Origin of the sequence: Acidovorax sp. A1169, assembly GCF_030704685.1 — a bacterium.
In the GTDB taxonomy this organism is placed as follows: domain Bacteria; phylum Pseudomonadota; class Gammaproteobacteria; order Burkholderiales; family Burkholderiaceae_C; genus Acidovorax.
This window is the reverse complement of the sequence record NZ_JAUZDX010000006.1, coordinates 238,068-253,712: the sequence shown is the minus strand read 5'-3', so window position 1 is coordinate 253,712 and position 15,645 is coordinate 238,068. Positions and strand designations below refer to the sequence as shown.

At 67.7% G+C, this 15,645-nt stretch carries 13 protein-coding genes; 11 read left to right on the top strand and 2 right to left on the bottom strand.

Annotated features, from left to right (window positions below; genetic code table 11):
- The first annotated feature begins 666 nt into the window (after positions 1–666).
- The 4 genes from QYL93_RS12995 (at position 667) to QYL93_RS12980 (ending at position 4,798) form a co-directional block, all read left to right on the top strand.
- Positions 667–1,077: an FKBP-type peptidyl-prolyl cis-trans isomerase gene (locus QYL93_RS12995; protein ID WP_305744011.1), complete on the top strand. Its 411-nt coding sequence runs from the start codon at positions 667–669 to the stop codon at positions 1,075–1,077.
- A 26-nt stretch (positions 1,078–1,103) separates the two neighbouring features.
- The gene (locus QYL93_RS12990; protein WP_305744010.1) at positions 1,104–2,144 is read left to right on the top strand and encodes a MerR family transcriptional regulator; all 1,041 of its coding nucleotides are present in this window, start codon (positions 1,104–1,106) and stop codon (positions 2,142–2,144) included.
- 64 nt (positions 2,145–2,208) lie between these two features.
- The gene (locus QYL93_RS12985) at positions 2,209–3,477 is read left to right on the top strand and encodes an acyltransferase family protein (protein ID WP_305744009.1); all 1,269 of its coding nucleotides are present in this window, start codon (positions 2,209–2,211) and stop codon (positions 3,475–3,477) included.
- Entirely contained in the window at positions 3,467–4,798 is a 1,332-nt protein-coding gene (locus tag QYL93_RS12980; protein ID WP_305744008.1) for an MFS transporter, read from the top strand. The genes QYL93_RS12985 and QYL93_RS12980 overlap by 11 nt, the downstream gene beginning before the upstream one ends.
- A gap of 118 nt (positions 4,799–4,916) precedes the next feature.
- On the opposite strand, the gene QYL93_RS12975 is transcribed toward QYL93_RS12980, so the two are convergent.
- Positions 4,917–5,579: an NAD(P)H-dependent oxidoreductase gene (locus QYL93_RS12975; RefSeq protein ID WP_305744007.1), complete on the bottom strand. Its 663-nt coding sequence runs from the start codon at positions 5,577–5,579 to the stop codon at positions 4,917–4,919.
- Between the two features lie 250 nt (positions 5,580–5,829).
- Between QYL93_RS12975 and QYL93_RS12970 the strand changes: the two genes are divergently transcribed.
- Entirely contained in the window at positions 5,830–7,992 is a 2,163-nt protein-coding gene (locus QYL93_RS12970) for an ATP-binding protein (RefSeq protein ID WP_305744006.1), read from the top strand.
- Complete coding sequence (locus QYL93_RS12965) at positions 7,973–8,644, top strand: RluA family pseudouridine synthase (RefSeq protein WP_305744005.1); 672 nt, start codon at positions 7,973–7,975, stop codon at positions 8,642–8,644. The genes QYL93_RS12970 and QYL93_RS12965 overlap by 20 nt, the downstream gene beginning before the upstream one ends.
- On the opposite strand, the gene QYL93_RS12960 is transcribed toward QYL93_RS12965, so the two are convergent.
- A complete protein-coding gene (locus QYL93_RS12960; RefSeq protein ID WP_305744004.1) occupies positions 8,641–9,543 on the bottom strand; it encodes an EamA family transporter in 903 nt (300 codons plus the stop codon). The two genes, QYL93_RS12965 and QYL93_RS12960, sit on opposite strands and share 4 nt — an antisense overlap.
- A gap of 68 nt (positions 9,544–9,611) precedes the next feature.
- Here QYL93_RS12960 and QYL93_RS12955 point away from each other — a divergent pair, with 68 nt between their 5' ends.
- The 5 genes from QYL93_RS12955 to QYL93_RS12935 all read left to right on the top strand — a co-directional run bounded on the left by QYL93_RS12955 (position 9,612) and on the right by QYL93_RS12935 (position 15,570).
- Entirely contained in the window at positions 9,612–10,130 is a 519-nt protein-coding gene (locus QYL93_RS12955) for a MarR family winged helix-turn-helix transcriptional regulator (RefSeq protein ID WP_305744003.1), read from the top strand.
- 29 nt (positions 10,131–10,159) lie between these two features.
- Positions 10,160–10,933 carry an SDR family NAD(P)-dependent oxidoreductase gene (locus QYL93_RS12950; protein WP_305744002.1) on the top strand — a complete coding sequence of 258 codons (774 nt, stop codon included), beginning with the start codon at positions 10,160–10,162 and terminating at the stop codon, positions 10,931–10,933.
- Positions 10,934–10,970: 37 nt separating this feature from the next.
- On the top strand, positions 10,971–12,155 hold the full coding sequence (gene bktB, locus QYL93_RS12945) for a beta-ketothiolase BktB (protein ID WP_305744001.1): 1,185 nt from the start codon (positions 10,971–10,973) through the stop codon (positions 12,153–12,155).
- 158 nt (positions 12,156–12,313) lie between these two features.
- Positions 12,314–13,297: a tripartite tricarboxylate transporter substrate binding protein gene (locus QYL93_RS12940; protein ID WP_305744000.1), complete on the top strand. Its 984-nt coding sequence runs from the start codon at positions 12,314–12,316 to the stop codon at positions 13,295–13,297.
- 308 nt (positions 13,298–13,605) lie between these two features.
- Positions 13,606–15,570: a GspE/PulE family protein gene (locus tag QYL93_RS12935; protein WP_305743999.1), complete on the top strand. Its 1,965-nt coding sequence runs from the start codon at positions 13,606–13,608 to the stop codon at positions 15,568–15,570.
- Positions 15,571–15,645: the final 75 nt, after the last annotated feature.

Here is a 15,645-nt window from a genome sequence, read left to right as displayed (position 1 = left end):
CTCGCTGCGTTCCCCCTTCGGGCGAACTCCGCTCGGACAACCGCGGTGAGTCAGTTCACGATGCGCGTGTCCTTCGGCACGCGCTCACCCCAGGCCCTGCGCTTCTCGGCACGGTCAGAAGGGGGTGGGAGCGGGCTCCACTCGGGCCATTGCTTCGCTCGGCCCCAGCCGCCTCGCTGCGCTTGGCCTGGGCAGAGCGATCGCGCCCAACATGTCGGCAGCGCGCAGCGCGTAACCGACACCAGGCGCAGCTGCGCAGCAGCAGCCGTGTTTGTCCCCGCTCCCTACCCCTGCTGGCTGCGCCGAGAAGCGCAGGAGCTGGGGTGGGTGCGTGTGCCGAAGGACACACGCACTTCGTGCTCTAGCTTGCCGATGCTGTTTGAGCGAAGTTCAAAGAACGCAGCGAGTTCATCGGCACCACCACAGATCCGAGCATCGCAGGTTGCCCCCATCGCCCACCGGGCGATGGGGGACGCAGACTGGGGGTCGCCTTCTCTTTGGTGACTTTCTCTTGGCGACGCAAGAGAAAGCTACTGCGCCGCCGGGCGCACATCCCGGCCTCCGCCCTCGGCAAAGAAACAGCAGCAACCACCGAAACAACAGAGAACGGACACCCACAAGAACACGACTAAGATCGCGCCTGTCCAAAATATTCAGGAGAACCCCTTGCGCAATACCCTGTGTCTGCTGCTCGCCAGCCTCGTGATCGCCCCCGCCGCCCTGGCCCAGCAAGCCGCCAAGCCCGTCACCACGGCCAGCGGCCTGGTCTATGAATCGCTCAAGGACGGCACGGGCGAATCGCCCAAGGCCACTGACACCGTCAAGGTGCACTACAAGGGCACCTTCCTCGACGGCAAAGAATTCGACAGCTCCTACAAGCGCGGCGAGCCCACGTCCTTCCCGCTGAACCGCGTGATCCCCTGCTGGACCGAAGGCGTGCAGCGCATGAAGCCCGGCGGCAAGGCCAAGCTGACCTGCCCGCCCGCTATCGCCTACGGTGCCAACGGTGCCGGCGGCTTGATCCCGCCCAACGCCACGCTGAACTTCGAGATCGAACTGATTTCCGTCGGCAAGTAAGTGACCGGCGCGCGGGCCCCTGCCACATGCTGCTGAAGGTTGGCGAACTGGCCCGGCGCACCGGCCTCACGGTGCGCACCCTGCACCACTACGACGAGATCGGGCTGCTGGCGCCCTCGGGCCGCTCCGAGGCCGGCTACCGCCTGTACAGCCAGGCCGACGTGCAGCGCCTGCACGGCATCCAGACCATGCGCCAGATGGGCCTGGCGCTCAGCGACATCGGCGAGCTGCTGGCGGGCGAAGGCATGGCCCCCGAGCGCATCATCGGCCAGCAGATCCGCGCGCTCGACCAGCAGATCCTGCAGGCCACCGAACTGCGCGGGCGGCTGGCCATGCTGCGCGACGGTCTGATGGCAGGAGCCGAGCCCGACATGGGCAACTGGCTCGAAGCCCTGGCGCTGATGACCACCTACGGAAAGTACTTCAGCTCGGCCGAGCTCAAGCAGATCTTCACGAACTGGAGCCTGATCGAGGCCGATTGGCTGGTCCTCAAGGACCTGGTGCGCAGCGCCATGGACCGGGGCCAGGCGGTGGACACGCCCGAGGTGCAGGCGCTCGCCTACCGCTGGATGGCGCTCATGCTGTACTGGATGGGTGGCGACATCGACCTGCTGGACCGCTGGGGCCATATGTTCCGCACCGAGCCCAGCACCCAGGGGCGCAACCATGCGCCGCCCGGCGACATGATCGAGTTCGTCGAGACGGCGATCAAGCTGCGCATGGCGCTGCTCGAAAAGTACCTGACACGCGACGACCTGCGCCGGCTGGGGCATGTGCCCCACACGCAGTGGGAACAGCTGGAGCAGGACGTGCAGCAGCTTCTGGCCGGGGGTGTACCCTGCGACCAACCGGAAGCGATCACCGCCGCACTGCGCTGGGACGCATTGTTCGCGCAGTTGACCGGCAACGACCCCGTGCTGCGCGAGAAACTGCTCACCGCATCGGCCCAGGAGCCACTGCTGCGGGCCGGCGCTCCGCTGAGCCAGGCGGTGCGCACCTACCTGCTCGGGGTGCTGGCGCATGCGGCCCCAGCAGAGCAGGCATCGCGTTTGCCAAAAAAGCGCTGAAAACGCTTGACCCTCACGCAACGTGAGGGCCCACAGTCGGACCCCAGACACCCTGGACCGACACATGACACCCGCCGACGACACCCCTGCCGACCGCCTGCACGCCCTGGACAACCTGCGCGCCACCATGATGTGGCTGGGCATCGTGCTGCACGTGGCGGTGATCCACCTGGTGTCCCCATCGCCCCTGCCCTGGCACGATGACCGCTCGACACCCGTGGCGGATTTTGTGACGGCGTTCATCCATGCGTTCCGCATGCCTGTGTTCTTCCTGCTTGCAGGCTTCTTCGTGGCGCTGATGGTGCGCCGCAAGGGTGCTGCGGGCATGCTGCACCACCGCCTGCGCCGCCTGGCATTGCCGTTCGCCATTTTCTGGCCGCTGCTGTTTGCTGTCTGCGGGCTGCTGGCCCTCCTGTTCCTGCACCGCATGGCGCGCGGCACCTGGGGGCTGGACAGGAGCCTGCTGCCACCCAGCCCGGGCGTGCCCAAGGGCCCCTCCACCATGCACCTGTGGTTTCTGTGGATGCTGCTGTGGTTCAGCGTGTTCTCGGTGCCCTTGCACTGGGTCATGGCCCGGCTGCCCCACCGGGTGCACGCGGCCCTGGCGGCGGTCGTCACCCACCTGGGGGAAGCGCCCTGGGGGTGCGCCGTGCTGGCGCTGCCACTGGCCTGGCTGGGCAGCAGCTACCCCAACGGGGTCCTGACGCCGAACGGCTCCTTCCTCCCACCGCTGGCCGAATGGCTGCACAACGGGCTGTTCTTCGTGTTCGGCACCGGCGTGTTCCTGCTGCGTGAGCGCCTGTTCGCCCACTGGCTGCGGCACTGGCCGCTGTATGCGGCGGCGGGTGGCGTCTGCTTTCTGCTGACGGGCATCCTCATGGAAACGCTGGCGCACCCCGAGGCCTCGGCCTTCGCCCTGTTCCTGGCCACGGGCGTGCTGACCGAAGCCGCCACACAGCCCGGCACCGGCCCGCAGCCGCTGCTGTTTGCCATCGCCCTGGCCTACAACACCGCGTCGTGGCTGTGGAGCTTTGCGCTGATCGGCATCTTCCTGCGCCATGTGCAGGGCCGCCGTGCATGGCTGGCCTGGCTGGCCGACAGCTCCTACTGGTTGTACCTGGTGCACCTGCCCCTGACCATAGCCTTTGGCGCGCTGCTGTACGGCCTGCCCCTGCCCGCGCTGGCCAAGATGCTGATCAACGTGGCTGCCACCACCGCCGTGTGCCTGGTGAGCTACCACTTTCTTGTCCGTTCCACGGCCATCGGCGCGCTCCTCAACGGGCGCCGTTACCGGCCCATCCATTCTTCCGGAGAACCCTTCCATGCCCACTGAATCCCTGGCGAGCCCGCCCGCCGACCCGCGCGCGGCGCTGTTACGCGACCCCAACTTCCGCTGGCTGACCGTCGGCTCCGCGCTGACCATGCTGGGCGACCAGTTCACGCTGATCGCCCTGCCCTGGCTGGTGCTGCAGATGACCGGCGACACGCTGGTGCTGGGCACCGTGCTGGCCCTGATGAGCGTGCCGCGCGCGCTGTTCATCCTGATCGGTGGCGCGCTGGTGGACCGCCACTCGCCCAAAGAGGTGCTGATGCTCACCAAGTACGTCAACCTGGTGCTGCTGGCGCTGCTCAGCGGCCTGGTGCTCACCGGCGCGCTCACACTGTGGATGGTCTACGCGCTGTCGCTGGCGATTGGCCTGGCCACGGCCTTCAGCATCCCGGCCGGCACCTCGCTGATGCCGCATGTGGTGCCGCGCGCACAGTTGCAGGCGGCCAACGGCATCGCCCTGGGCCTGCGCCAGCTCGCCATGTTCCTGGGCCCGCTGCTCGCGGGCCTGCTGATCGTGCTGTTCGGCGATGGAAGCAGCGGCAGCTCGGCCGACTCCAGGGCCAACGCCACCGGCATCGGCCTGGCCTTTGCGCTCAATGCGCTGAGCTTCGGCGTCTCGGCCTGGACGCTGGCCAAGGTGCAGACGCTGGCCGCCGCTGCGCCCTCGCCCCAAGCACCTGTTGCCGTGCCGCAGGCCGTGCTGGCATCCGTGGCGCAGGGCCTGGTGCACTTCTGGCGCGACCGCGAGCTGCGCACCTGCTTCCTCTACTGGAGTGCCATCGCGCTGTTCATCATGGGCCCCATCCACATCGCAATTCCGGTGCTGGCCAGCAGCACCCCCGCGCTGGGCGCGGCCGCCTTCGGCACCATGCTGGGTGCCCATGGCGCGGGCACGCTGGCGGGCATGGTGGCCTCGGGCATGTTCCCGCGCCTGCGGGTGGGCAGCCTGGGGCTGACCATCCTGGTGTTCGACGCCGTCATCGGCCTCTTGTTCATCCCCATGGGCATGATCAACGCGGTGTGGCAGGGCGCGGCGCTGATGCTGGCCATCGGCCTGCTGGGCGGCTTCATGCAGGTGCGCGTGTTCACCTGGATCCAGCAGCGCGTGCCCCCGGCGCTGATCGGCCGGGCGATGAGCCTGTTCATGTTCATCTTCATGGGCCTGGCCCCCATCTCGGCAGCGGTGACCGGCTGGCTGATGAAGAGCATCACCCTCACCCAGCTGTTTGCGGCCAGCGGCGGCACGCTGGTGGTGCTGGTGGCGCTGGCCTTCGTGCTCACGCCGCTGCGCCAGGTGACCGATGCGCCCGCTGCGGCACGTTGATCCACCGCAAAAAAAACCGCCCACCACGGTATGTGGCGGGCGGATCAACGTCAAGGAGACGGCGGAGGAGAGAAATGCAACCGGGGAGAGGCCGGCCCATGGTGGGCAGGCGCGGGACTTACACCTCGGTGATGAACTGTTCGCGGGGACGGCGCACCTTCTTGAGGTTCACCAGCCAGTCGCCTTCGTCGGCACGGTAGCCAAGCGGCAAGATGGCCACGCTGCGCAAGTTGCGCGCACCCAGGTCCAGGATTTCGTCCAGGGCCTTGGGGTCGAAACCTTCCATGGGCGTGGAGTCCACGCCCTCGAAGGCGGCGGCGATCAGGGCAGCGCTCAGGCCGATGTAGGCCTGGCGGGCGGCGTGCTGGAAGTTCACTTCGGCATCGCGCTGGGGGTACATGCCCAGCAGCATCTGGCGATAGTTTTCCCAGCCTTCGTTCTTGAAGCCGCGCTGTTCGTTGGTCAGGTCGAACATCATGTTGATGCGCTCGGCCGTGTAGTTGTCCCAGGCAGCAAAGACCAGCAGGTGCGAGCCGTCGGTGATCTGCGCCTGGTTCCAGGCGATTGGCTGGATGCGGGCGCGCACTGCGGGGTCGGTCACCACGATGATCTCGAACGGCTGCAGGCCGCTGGAGGTGGGCGCCAGCCGGGCGGCTTCGAGGATGCGCTCGACCTTGTCCTGGGGGACCTTCTTGTCGGCGTTCATCTTCTTGGCGGCATAGCGCCATTGCAGTTTATCGAGCAGTTCGTTGGCTGCGGGGGTCTGGGTGGCTGTGGTCATGACAAAGGCTCCTTGGTGTCATAGGTGGATTGGCGGCACCGAAATGCCAGTGGATGAACTGTAGGTACTGACCGCTTGTTCAGTAAGCCCTGCACGGGAAAAGGATTGTTCCTATTCCGTCAACAATCGCCCCATCCATGCGCGGTATGGGGGTTCCGGGGAGAGGCTTACACTTGTTTATTGCTCCACCCCCTGCCCGGTATGGCGCATGCCCCTTGCGTGCGCCGGCCTTGTTGATCGCTTTTTGTCCATGAGTGAACCGGACCTGTCTTTCCTGGATCCCTCCCGGCGTTCGCCCGCACCTGGTGTGGCCGCGGACGATGCGCTGGCGTCCACCGACAGCCCCGCCGGGGGCCTGGTGGCCGACCTGCGCGCCTACCAGGCCGAGCTGGAGAGCCAGAACAAGGTGCTGCGCTACAGCCAGGCCGTGGCCGAGAGCGCCTCGGAGCGCTTCGAGACCCTGTTCGCCAGCATGCCGCTGGCGCTGATGGTGATCGACGAGCACGACATGGTGGTGCAGGCCAATTCCATGGCGCACCGCTCGTTCCAACCCACGGAACGCGACCGCCCTCTCAGCGCCCTGATGCCCTTTGTGAGCGCGGGCGACGTGGACCGCGTGCACAACGCCTTCGCGCAGGCCGAGAACCTGGGGCGCAGCGAGGTGAACGAGGTGGTTTTCGACATCGGGGAGGAACTGCGCATCAAGGGCGACCTGCACATCGCCCACATCGAGGCACCGCAGGCCGGCGGTGGCCCGCCCGTGTCGCAGTACCTGTGCGCGGTGATCGACCAGGGCCCGCTGCTCACCGAGCGCCGGGCGCTGCAGCACAGCGCGCAGGCCCTGCAGCAGCGCAACGAACAGCTGTACGCCAGCGAGAAGCGGCTGGAGGCGGTGATCAACTCGGCGCTCGACGCCATCATCTGCGTGGACCAGCACCAGCGCATCACTGTGTTCAACCCGACGGCGGCGGCGCTGTTCCAGTGCAGCGCCAGCGATGCGCTGGGCAGCCCGCTCGAACGCTTTCTGCCCGGTGCGGCCCAGGGCCTGTCGTTTGCGCAGCTCACCACGCAGGCCATGCTGGGCGAAATGACGGCGCTCACGGCCAGCGGCAAGGAGCTCGCGGTGGAGGTGAGCGTCTCGTTTGAGCGCCATGCCGAGGGCGAGACCACCACCGTGTTCGCGCGCGACCTCACGGGCCGCAAGAAGGCCGAGGCGCACCGCACCGAGCTGGAAGCGCAGCTGCGCGAATCGCACAAAATGCAGGCCGTGGGCACCATGGCCGGAGGCATCGCGCACGATTTCAACAACATCCTCGGCGCCATCCTGGGCAATGTGGAATTGGCCAAGGCCGACAGCGCACCGGGCTCGCCCGCGCTGGAGAGCCTGCGCGAGATCGACAAGGCCGGGCGCCGCGCGCGCGACCTGGTGCGCCAGATCCTGACATTCAGCCGCAACGAGCCGCCGCAGCGCACCGCCGTGCCGCTGGGCGAGGTGGTGCACGACACCGAGCGCCTGCTGCGCGTGACCCTGCCCCCCGCCATCGAGCTGCACATGCAACTGCCGCTGGACCTGCCCCCGGTGCTGGCCGACGCCACCCAGGTCGAGCAGGCCCTGCTCAACCTGTGCACCAATGCCGTCCACGCCATCGGCAGTGCGCGCGGCAGCATCCACGTGGAAGCCGCCGCCGTGCAGCCCGACAAGCGCCTGGGTGAGCGCCTGGGCCTGGCGGAAGGCCACTACGTGGCCCTCGCAGTGCGCGACAACGGGCCCGGCATCGAGGCGGCCACACTGCAGCGCATCTTCGAGCCCTTCTTCACCACCAAGCCCGTGGGCCAGGGCACGGGCCTGGGCCTGGCCGTGGTGCATGGGGTGATGCGCACGCACGAAGGCGCGGTGGACGTGAGCAGCATCCCGGGCCACGGCAGCCGCTTCACGCTGTACTTCCCTGTGGCACCCGGCAGCGCCGAGGCGGCGCCAGCACTGGTACCGCCGCCTGCGCCCGCGCCACAGGCCACGGCACAGATCGACCAGCGCAAGCCCCACGTGATGTACGTGGACGACGACCAGGCCCTGGTCTTTCTGGTGCAGCGCCTGCTGCGCCGCCGCGGCTACGAGGTGAGCGGCTACACCGACCCGCACGAAGCCAGCGCGGCACTGCGGGCCGACCCACAGCGCTACGACCTGCTGGTGACCGACTACAACATGCCCGGCTTTGTCGGTACCGACCTTGTGCGCGAGGCACGCCAGATACGCCCCGACCTGCCGGTGGCCCTGGCCTCGGGCTACGTGACCACCGAGATCGAACAGGCCGCCATGGCCGAAGGCGCCAACGCGCTGATCCACAAGCCCAACGATGTGGAAGAACTGGTGGCCACCGTGCACCGGCTCATCCATGGCCATGGCGCCAGCTGAAGGCGGCGCACTGCCCGTGCACGCAGTGCATGAGGACGCGGACATCCTGGTGCTGCACAAGCCTGCGGGCCTGCTGTGCGTGCCCGGCCGCGGGCCGGACAAACAGGACTGCCTGAGCGCCCGCGCGCAGCAGCGCTGGCCCGGCGCGCTCATCGTGCACCGGCTGGACCAGGCCACCTCGGGCCTGGTGCTCATGGCACGGCACATCGACGCGCAACGCCGGCTGGGCCTGGCCTTCGAGCAGCGCCAGGTGCACAAACGCTACGTGGCGGTGGTGCAAGGGCACATGGGCCAAGCCGGTGACGGCACCTGGGCCGAGATCGACCTGCCGATCGCTGCCGACTGGGAGCGCCGCCCCTTGCGGGTGATCGATGCCACTCTGGGCAAGCCCAGCCTCACGCGCTGGTGCGCCGATGCCCATGATGCCGCGGCCAACACCACGCGTGTTCTGCTCGAGCCCGTGACCGGCCGTACCCACCAGTTGCGCGTGCACCTGGCCGCCGTGCGCCATGCCATCCTGGGCGATGCGCTGTATGCCGATGCCGCCACGCAGGCCCTGGCGCCGCGCCTGCTGCTGCATGCGAGCGACCTGGCACTGGCGCACCCGGCCACCAGCGAACCTTTGCAGTTCCATCTGGCGCCCGATTTCTAAGCCGCAGTGGCGACCGGGGCCTGCCGCGCCATGGCCCACTGCACGGCCAGGATACTGGCCAGCACCACCACCACGCCCACCAGAGACGTGCCGCGCAGGGCCTGCCCGAGCAGCGCCCAACCCAGCAGCACAGCCGCCAGCGGGCTCAGCAGGCCCAGCGACGACACGGCCACCGACGGCAGCCGCGCCACGCCACGGAACCACAGCGCATAGGCCAGCAGCGCGCCGGCGATGCTCAGGTAGGCATAGCCGCCCACCTGCACGGCCGTGAGGGCGGGCAGTGGCGGGTCCACGGCCCAGGCCACGGGCAGCAGCATGGCGCCGCCGGCCAGCAATTGCCAGCCCGTGAAGGCCAGCACCGGCAGGCCGCCCGACTGCCAGCGCCGCGCGAGAAAGGTGCCGAAGGCCATGCACACCGTGCCCGCCAGCGCGGCCGCGACGCCCACCATGTCCCATGCCGATCCGGGCGACAGCAGCAGCGCCGCCATGCCCGCCACCCCGAATGCCCCGGCCCCCATGGCAAGCGCGGGCGGGCGCCGGTGGTCCACCGCCCAGGTCAGCCCCATCATGAGCAGCGGTCCGATCGCGCCCACCACAGCGGCCACGCCACCGGGCAGCCGGTAGGCCGCAACGAACAGCAGCGCCTGGAAGAAGCCGATGTTGAGCGCCGCCAGCAGCAGCAAGCGCGCCCAGCCGGCCCCATCGCGCAAGGCCGGCGCCTGGCGGCACCACAACACCAGCAGCAGGCCGGCAGGCAGGGTGCGCAGCAGCGCGGCCGTGAAGGGCCGGTCCGGCGGCAGCAGCTCGGTGGTGACGATGTAGGTGGAGCCCCAGATGGTGGGCGCCAGCGCGGTCAGGAGCACATCGCCCCAGGCTATGCGGTGGGTTTTCTCAGGCATTTTTTATCTTCACATCAAGATAAATAACTCTAACATAAAATCTTGAAATCAAGACAACTCAAGCTGCCATGCCCCCACCCCAACGCACACCCGATGCCGTGGACGCCATCCTGGCGCAGTGGCACCGCGAGCGCCCCGACCTGGATGTGGCACCCATGGGCCCCATCGGGCGCATCAAGCGCTGCGCGGCCCTGCTGCAGCGCCGGCTCGACGACACCTTTGCCGAGTTCGGCCTGAGCTATTGGGAGTTCGACATGCTGGCCACGCTGCGCCGCTCGGGCGCGCCCTATTGCCTGGCGCCGACCACCCTGTTCTCCACGCTGATGGTTACCTCGGGCACCATGACGCACCGCATGCACAAGCTCGAGGCCAGCGGCTTTGTGGTGCGCCTGCCCAACCCCGACGATGCGCGGAGCATGCTGGTGCAGCTCACCCCCTCAGGGCTGGCCCTGATCGACCGCGCGGTGGAAGCCCACGTGACCAACGAGCACCGTATCCTCGCGCCGCTCAAGACGGCTGATCTGGCGGCGCTCGACGCCAAGCTGACCCTGCTGTTGGCGGCGCTGGAATCCCCGACTGCGCCATAGAACCAGGCGGGGCGCAGTACGATGGCGGGATGTCCCAACCCCAACACCTCTTCATCCTCACTGGCGCCTCGCGCGGCATGGGCCTGGCCATGGCCGAGCAATTGCTGCAAGGCCCGGCCAACACCCTCGTCTGCCTGGCCCGCAACACCCAGGACGCGCTGACCGCCGCCGCCAAGGCCTCGGGTGCCACACTGGAGCAGTGGCAGCAAGACCTGTCGCAGGGCGAGCAGGCCGCCGCCCGCCTGAAAGACTGGCTGGCCGCGCAGGCTCCGGGCCGCTTTGCCAGCGCCACGCTGATCAACAACGCCGGCACCATCCCGCGCATCGCCCCGCTATCGGACAGTGACCCGGGTGACCTGGCCAACGCCCTGCGTGTGGGCCTGGAATCGCCCATGCAGCTCACGGCCGCCTTTCTGGGCGCCACCGGGGGTTGGGATGCCACCGCACGCAAGGTGCTCAACATCTCCTCGGGTCTGGGCCGGCGCGCCATGGCCTCGCAGGCGGCTTACTGCGCGGCCAAGGCCGGCATGGACCATTTCACGCGCTGCGTGGCGCTGGACGAGGCCCACAAGCCCCATGGCGCCAAGGTCTGCTCCTTGGCACCCGGTGTGATCGACACCGACATGCAGGTGCAACTTCGCGGCGCCGCCCCCGAGGCGTTCCCGGACCGCGAGAATTTCGCCAACCTCAAGACCGGTGGCCAGCTCACATCGCCTGCCGACGCCGCTACCCGCGTGCTCGCCTGGCTGGACCGCGCAGACTTCGGCACCAACCCGGTCGCCGATGTAAGAGACGCTCAATAGAACCAACAGACCGCCCTCCAGAAGAAAGGACACTCCCATGACCCGTGAAGTCGTCGTCGTCAGCGCAGTGCGCACCGCCATTGGCACCTTTGGCGGCAGCCTCAAGGACATTCCGCCCACCGAACTGGGCGCCCTCGTGGTGCGCGAATCGCTCGCGCGCGCCAACGTGGAAGGCAAGGATGTGGGCCATGTGGTGTTCGGCCACGTGGTGAACACCGAACCCAAGGACATGTACCTCTCGCGCGTGGCCGCCATCAACGGCGGCTGCGGTGAAGGCACGCCAGCCTACAACGTCAACCGCCTGTGCGGCTCGGGCCTGCAGGCCATCGTGAACGCCAGCCAGTCCATCCTGCTGGGCGACACCGACGTGGCCATCGGCGCCGGTGCCGAGAACATGAGCCGTGCCCCCTTTGCCAGCCTGAACATGCGCTGGGGCGCGCGCATGGGCGACACGAAGATGGTGGACATGATGATGGGCGCGCTGCACGACCCCTTCCACAACATCCACATGGGGGTGACGGCCGAGAACATCGCCGCCAAGTGGGGCATCAGCCGCGAAGACCAGGACCAACTGGCCGTGGAAAGCCACAACCGCGCCGAGCGCGCGACCGAGGCAGGCCTGTTCAAGGACCAGATCGTGCCCGTCACCTTGAAGAGCAAGAAGGGCGACGTGCAGTACGCCACCGACGAGCACTTTCGCCCCGGCGCAACCCTCGCGGACATGGCCAAGCTCAAGCCCGTGTTCCTCAAGGAAAACGGCACGGTGACGGCTGGCAATGCCTCGGGCATCAACGACGCCGCAGCCGCCCTGGTGCTGATGGAAGCCGGCGCCGCCAAGGCGCGCGATGCCAAGCCCCTGGCGCGGCTGGTGGCCTATGCCCACGCAGGCGTGGACCCCAAGTACATGGGCATCGGCCCGGTGCCGGCCACGCAGCTGGCGCTCAAGAAAGCCGGCCTCACGGTGAACGACCTGGACGTGATCGAGGCCAACGAGGCCTTTGCTGCCCAGGCCTGCGCCGTGACCAAGGACCTGGGCCTGGACCCGGCCAAGGTCAATCCCAATGGCTCGGGCATCTCGCTGGGCCACCCGATCGGGGCCACTGGCGCGCTGATCACCGTGAAGGCTCTGCACGAACTGCAGCGCGTGCAGGGGCGCTATGCGCTGGTGACGATGTGCATCGGCGGCGGCCAGGGCATTGCGGCGATTTTCGAACGCCTCTGACACCTGCCATCGCGGGTGGCGATGCTGCCACCCCGTATTGGCAAGGCCGGCCCTGTGGAGGATCAGCGATCATCCACAGGTGCTGGCCCAGATCAGCAGAGTGGAGCGCGCCTGAAGCGGCCGCCCCAACCATTGAACCGACGGAGACATCTTTCACCATGATTCGCACCCTGATTTCCTTCAGCGCGCTGGCCCTTGCCCTGGGTGCCACCGCGCATGCGCAGGCACCCGCCCCTGCCGCCGCCTACCCCAACAAGCCCATCCGCCTGATCGTGCCCTTCCCGCCCGGTGGCGGCACCGACATCCTCTCGCGCCTGGTGGCCACCAAGCTCACCGAAAGCGCCAAGTGGACGGTGGTGGCCGACAACAAAGCCGGCGCCGGCGGCACCATCGGCATCGGCGAGGCCGTGAAGGCCGCGCCCACGGGCTATGACATCGTGATGGGCCAGAAGGACAACCTGGTCATCGGCCCCTGGCTGTACAAGAACCTGCCCTGGGACCCCACCAAGGACCTGACCGCCGTGGCCCACGTGGCCTATACACCCGTGGTCATCGCCACCAGCGCCAACTCCAAGTACAAGACCCTGGCCGACGTGATCGCCGCCGCCAAGGCAGCGCCCGGCACCGTCACCTACGGCTCGCCCGGCAACGGCACCTCCATCCACCTGGCGGGCGACCTGTTCGAGAAGGCCGCGGGAGTGAAGCTCAGCCACATCCCCTACAAGGGATCGAACCCGGCCCTCATGGATGCACTGGCCGGCAACGTGGACCTGCTGATGTCCTCCGTGCCCTCGGCCATGGGCCAGCTCAAGTCGGGCAAGTTGCGTGCCCTGGCCGTGACCTCGGCCAAGCGCAGCTCGTCCCTGCCCGACGTACCCACCGTGGCCGAATCGGGCTTCAAGGGCTTCGACGTGAGCACCTGGTACGGCGTGTTCGCGCCCGCCGGCACGCCGGCCAGCGTGGTAACGGCCCTGAACACCGAGATCAACAAGCTGCTGGCCACCGCCGAGATGAAGGCCGCCATCCAGGCCCAGGGCGCCGAGCCCGAAGCCATGTCCGCCGCGCAGTTCGGTACCTTGATGAAAAACGATTACGCCAAATGGAAGGGCATAGTGGAAGCTTCAGGCGCGAAGATCGAGTAAATCGGTTCGCTTCCCGATAAAAATGGCTCCCGATGGGGGCCATTTTTTGTCGACTTCGCCCTCGCAAACTGTGGGCACCAACGGCTGGCGCCACGGGGCCGGAATATGCGCCCAAAACGGCCCTGTCTGTGCACAGGCGAGTTGATCCGTATCAAGTCGGCAGGAAGGGGAGTCGCTAAGCTGAGGAATTGAACGCTCCCGGCCCCGCCCAGCACATGACCCCTTCGCAATTTTCAACGCCCGACGCGCAGCCGCCATTGCCCGGGACATACGAATCACGCACAGGAATGGCCGGCAGGCAGAGCTTCTTGGCAGTCCAGCTGCAACCGTCTTGCGACGCCGAATCCGATGGGCGTCCGACATGTCCCGATCTGCTGCCCGAGGCCCAAGCCGAAGCACACGCGCAGCCCGCCAACCCAGAAGCCCTGTGGGCCTTGCTGCAGTCGGCCCGCCCCAGGGTCGAAAGCGCATCTCGCCTGGGCGAGGCGCTTCGCCTGAGTGGGCTGATCGATGGAGACACCCTGCACCGCGCACTCGACCTTCAACGCCAGCCGGGAAAGCACCGGTTGCTGGGGCAGATTCTGGTCACCCTGGGGGCCTTGTCGGAGGTGCAATTGCGCATGGCGCTGGCCCAATGGATGGGGGTGCGGGTCATCGACCCGCGCGATCTTATTTGCGAACCCGAAGCGCTGACACTGATCCCGCGCGCGGTAGCCGAGCGTGAGTCGGTGCTGCCGCTCCTGCTTCGCGACGATGCCCTGGTGCTGCTGCTGGCCGACCCCTGGGACAAGGCCTTGCTTGACGAACTGCGCTTTCTCACGCAGCGCCGCGTGGTAGCGGTGATGGCAGTGCCCGGCACGCTGATGCCCGCCATCCACCGTGCGTATTCGGCACCCCATGCCGACGGAGCGCGCCTTTCCAGGGAAGCACAACGCGACGGCAAGTCGACCTCGGTGGAGTCCCTTGCCACCGAGCTGCGCGAGGCGGCGGATGCCACCAGCACGCATGATGCCGATGTGGTCTCGGAGTCAGACAACACCCTGGTGCGAATGATCAATTCCATTATCCAGGATGCCATCGCCCGCCGCGCATCCGACATTCACATCGAGACCGCTGTCGCCCCACGCCAGGTGCGCGTGCGCCTGCGCATCGATGGAGAACTTGTTCCATTGATCGACCTGCCGCCGCAACTGCGCTTTGCGGTGGTGGCGCGCATCAAGATCATGGCTGACCTCGACATTGCCGAGCACCGCAAGCCGCAGGATGGCAAGATCGACTTCTCCCGGTTTGGCGGCCCGCACGTCGAATTGCGTGTAGTCACCGTGCCCACATCGCGCGGGCTTGAAGACGTGGTGTTGCGTCTGCTGAGCGGGCTCAAACCCATACCGCTGGACGGCATCGACCTCAGCCCTGACAACCTGAGGTTGCTGCGCGTCGCATCAGCCAAGCCCTATGGCCTGATCCTCATCTGCGGGCCCACCGGCTGCGGCAAGACCACCACGCTGCACTCGGTGCTGCGCGACCTCAACACCGACGGCCGCAAGATATGGACGGCCGAAGACCCGATCGAGATCACGCAGGACGGCCTGCGCCAGGTGCAGATGAATCCGCGCATCGGCTGGACCTTTGCCAACGCCATGCGCACCTTCCTACGCGCAGACCCCGACGTGATCATGATCGGCGAGATGCGCGATGAAGAGACTGCGCGCATCGCCATCGAAGCCTCGCTCACCGGCCATCTGGTCCTGTCCACGCTGCACACCAATTCGGCGCCCGAGAGCATCACGCGTCTGCTGGAGATTGGGCTGGACCCGTTCAACTTCTCCGACTCCTTGCTGGCCATCCTTGCGCAGCGGCTGGTGCGGCGACTGTGCCTGCACTGCCGCGAGCCTCACCTGGCGACGGATGGCGAACTAGACGATCTCGCCTGCCAATACCTCGGCGCCAGCGCTGCAGCCGATGCCAATCGGCGCGCCTCGCTGGTGTCAAACTGGCGCCAGCGCCACGCCAGCGCCAACGGGCGCGTCACGCTGTATCGACGCCATGGCTGCGACCGTTGCGACGGGCATGGCTACCACGGTCGGCTGGGCATCCACGAACTGATGCTTGCCGATGAGGCCGTGCGCGCCCACGTGCGCCACCGCGAGAGTGCGGCCGTGCTGCAGGCCGATGCCAGGGCATCCGGCATGACCACGCTGCGCCAGGACGGTATCGCCAAGGTTCTGGCCGGCTTGACCGACCTGCCCGAGGTGTTGGCGGCCACGAACGAATAGTCACGGCGGAGCCGGCGGCCTCCTCGCGGACCAGTCAGGCAGCCTCACATCGGGCTTTGGCGCTACAGGCTGACC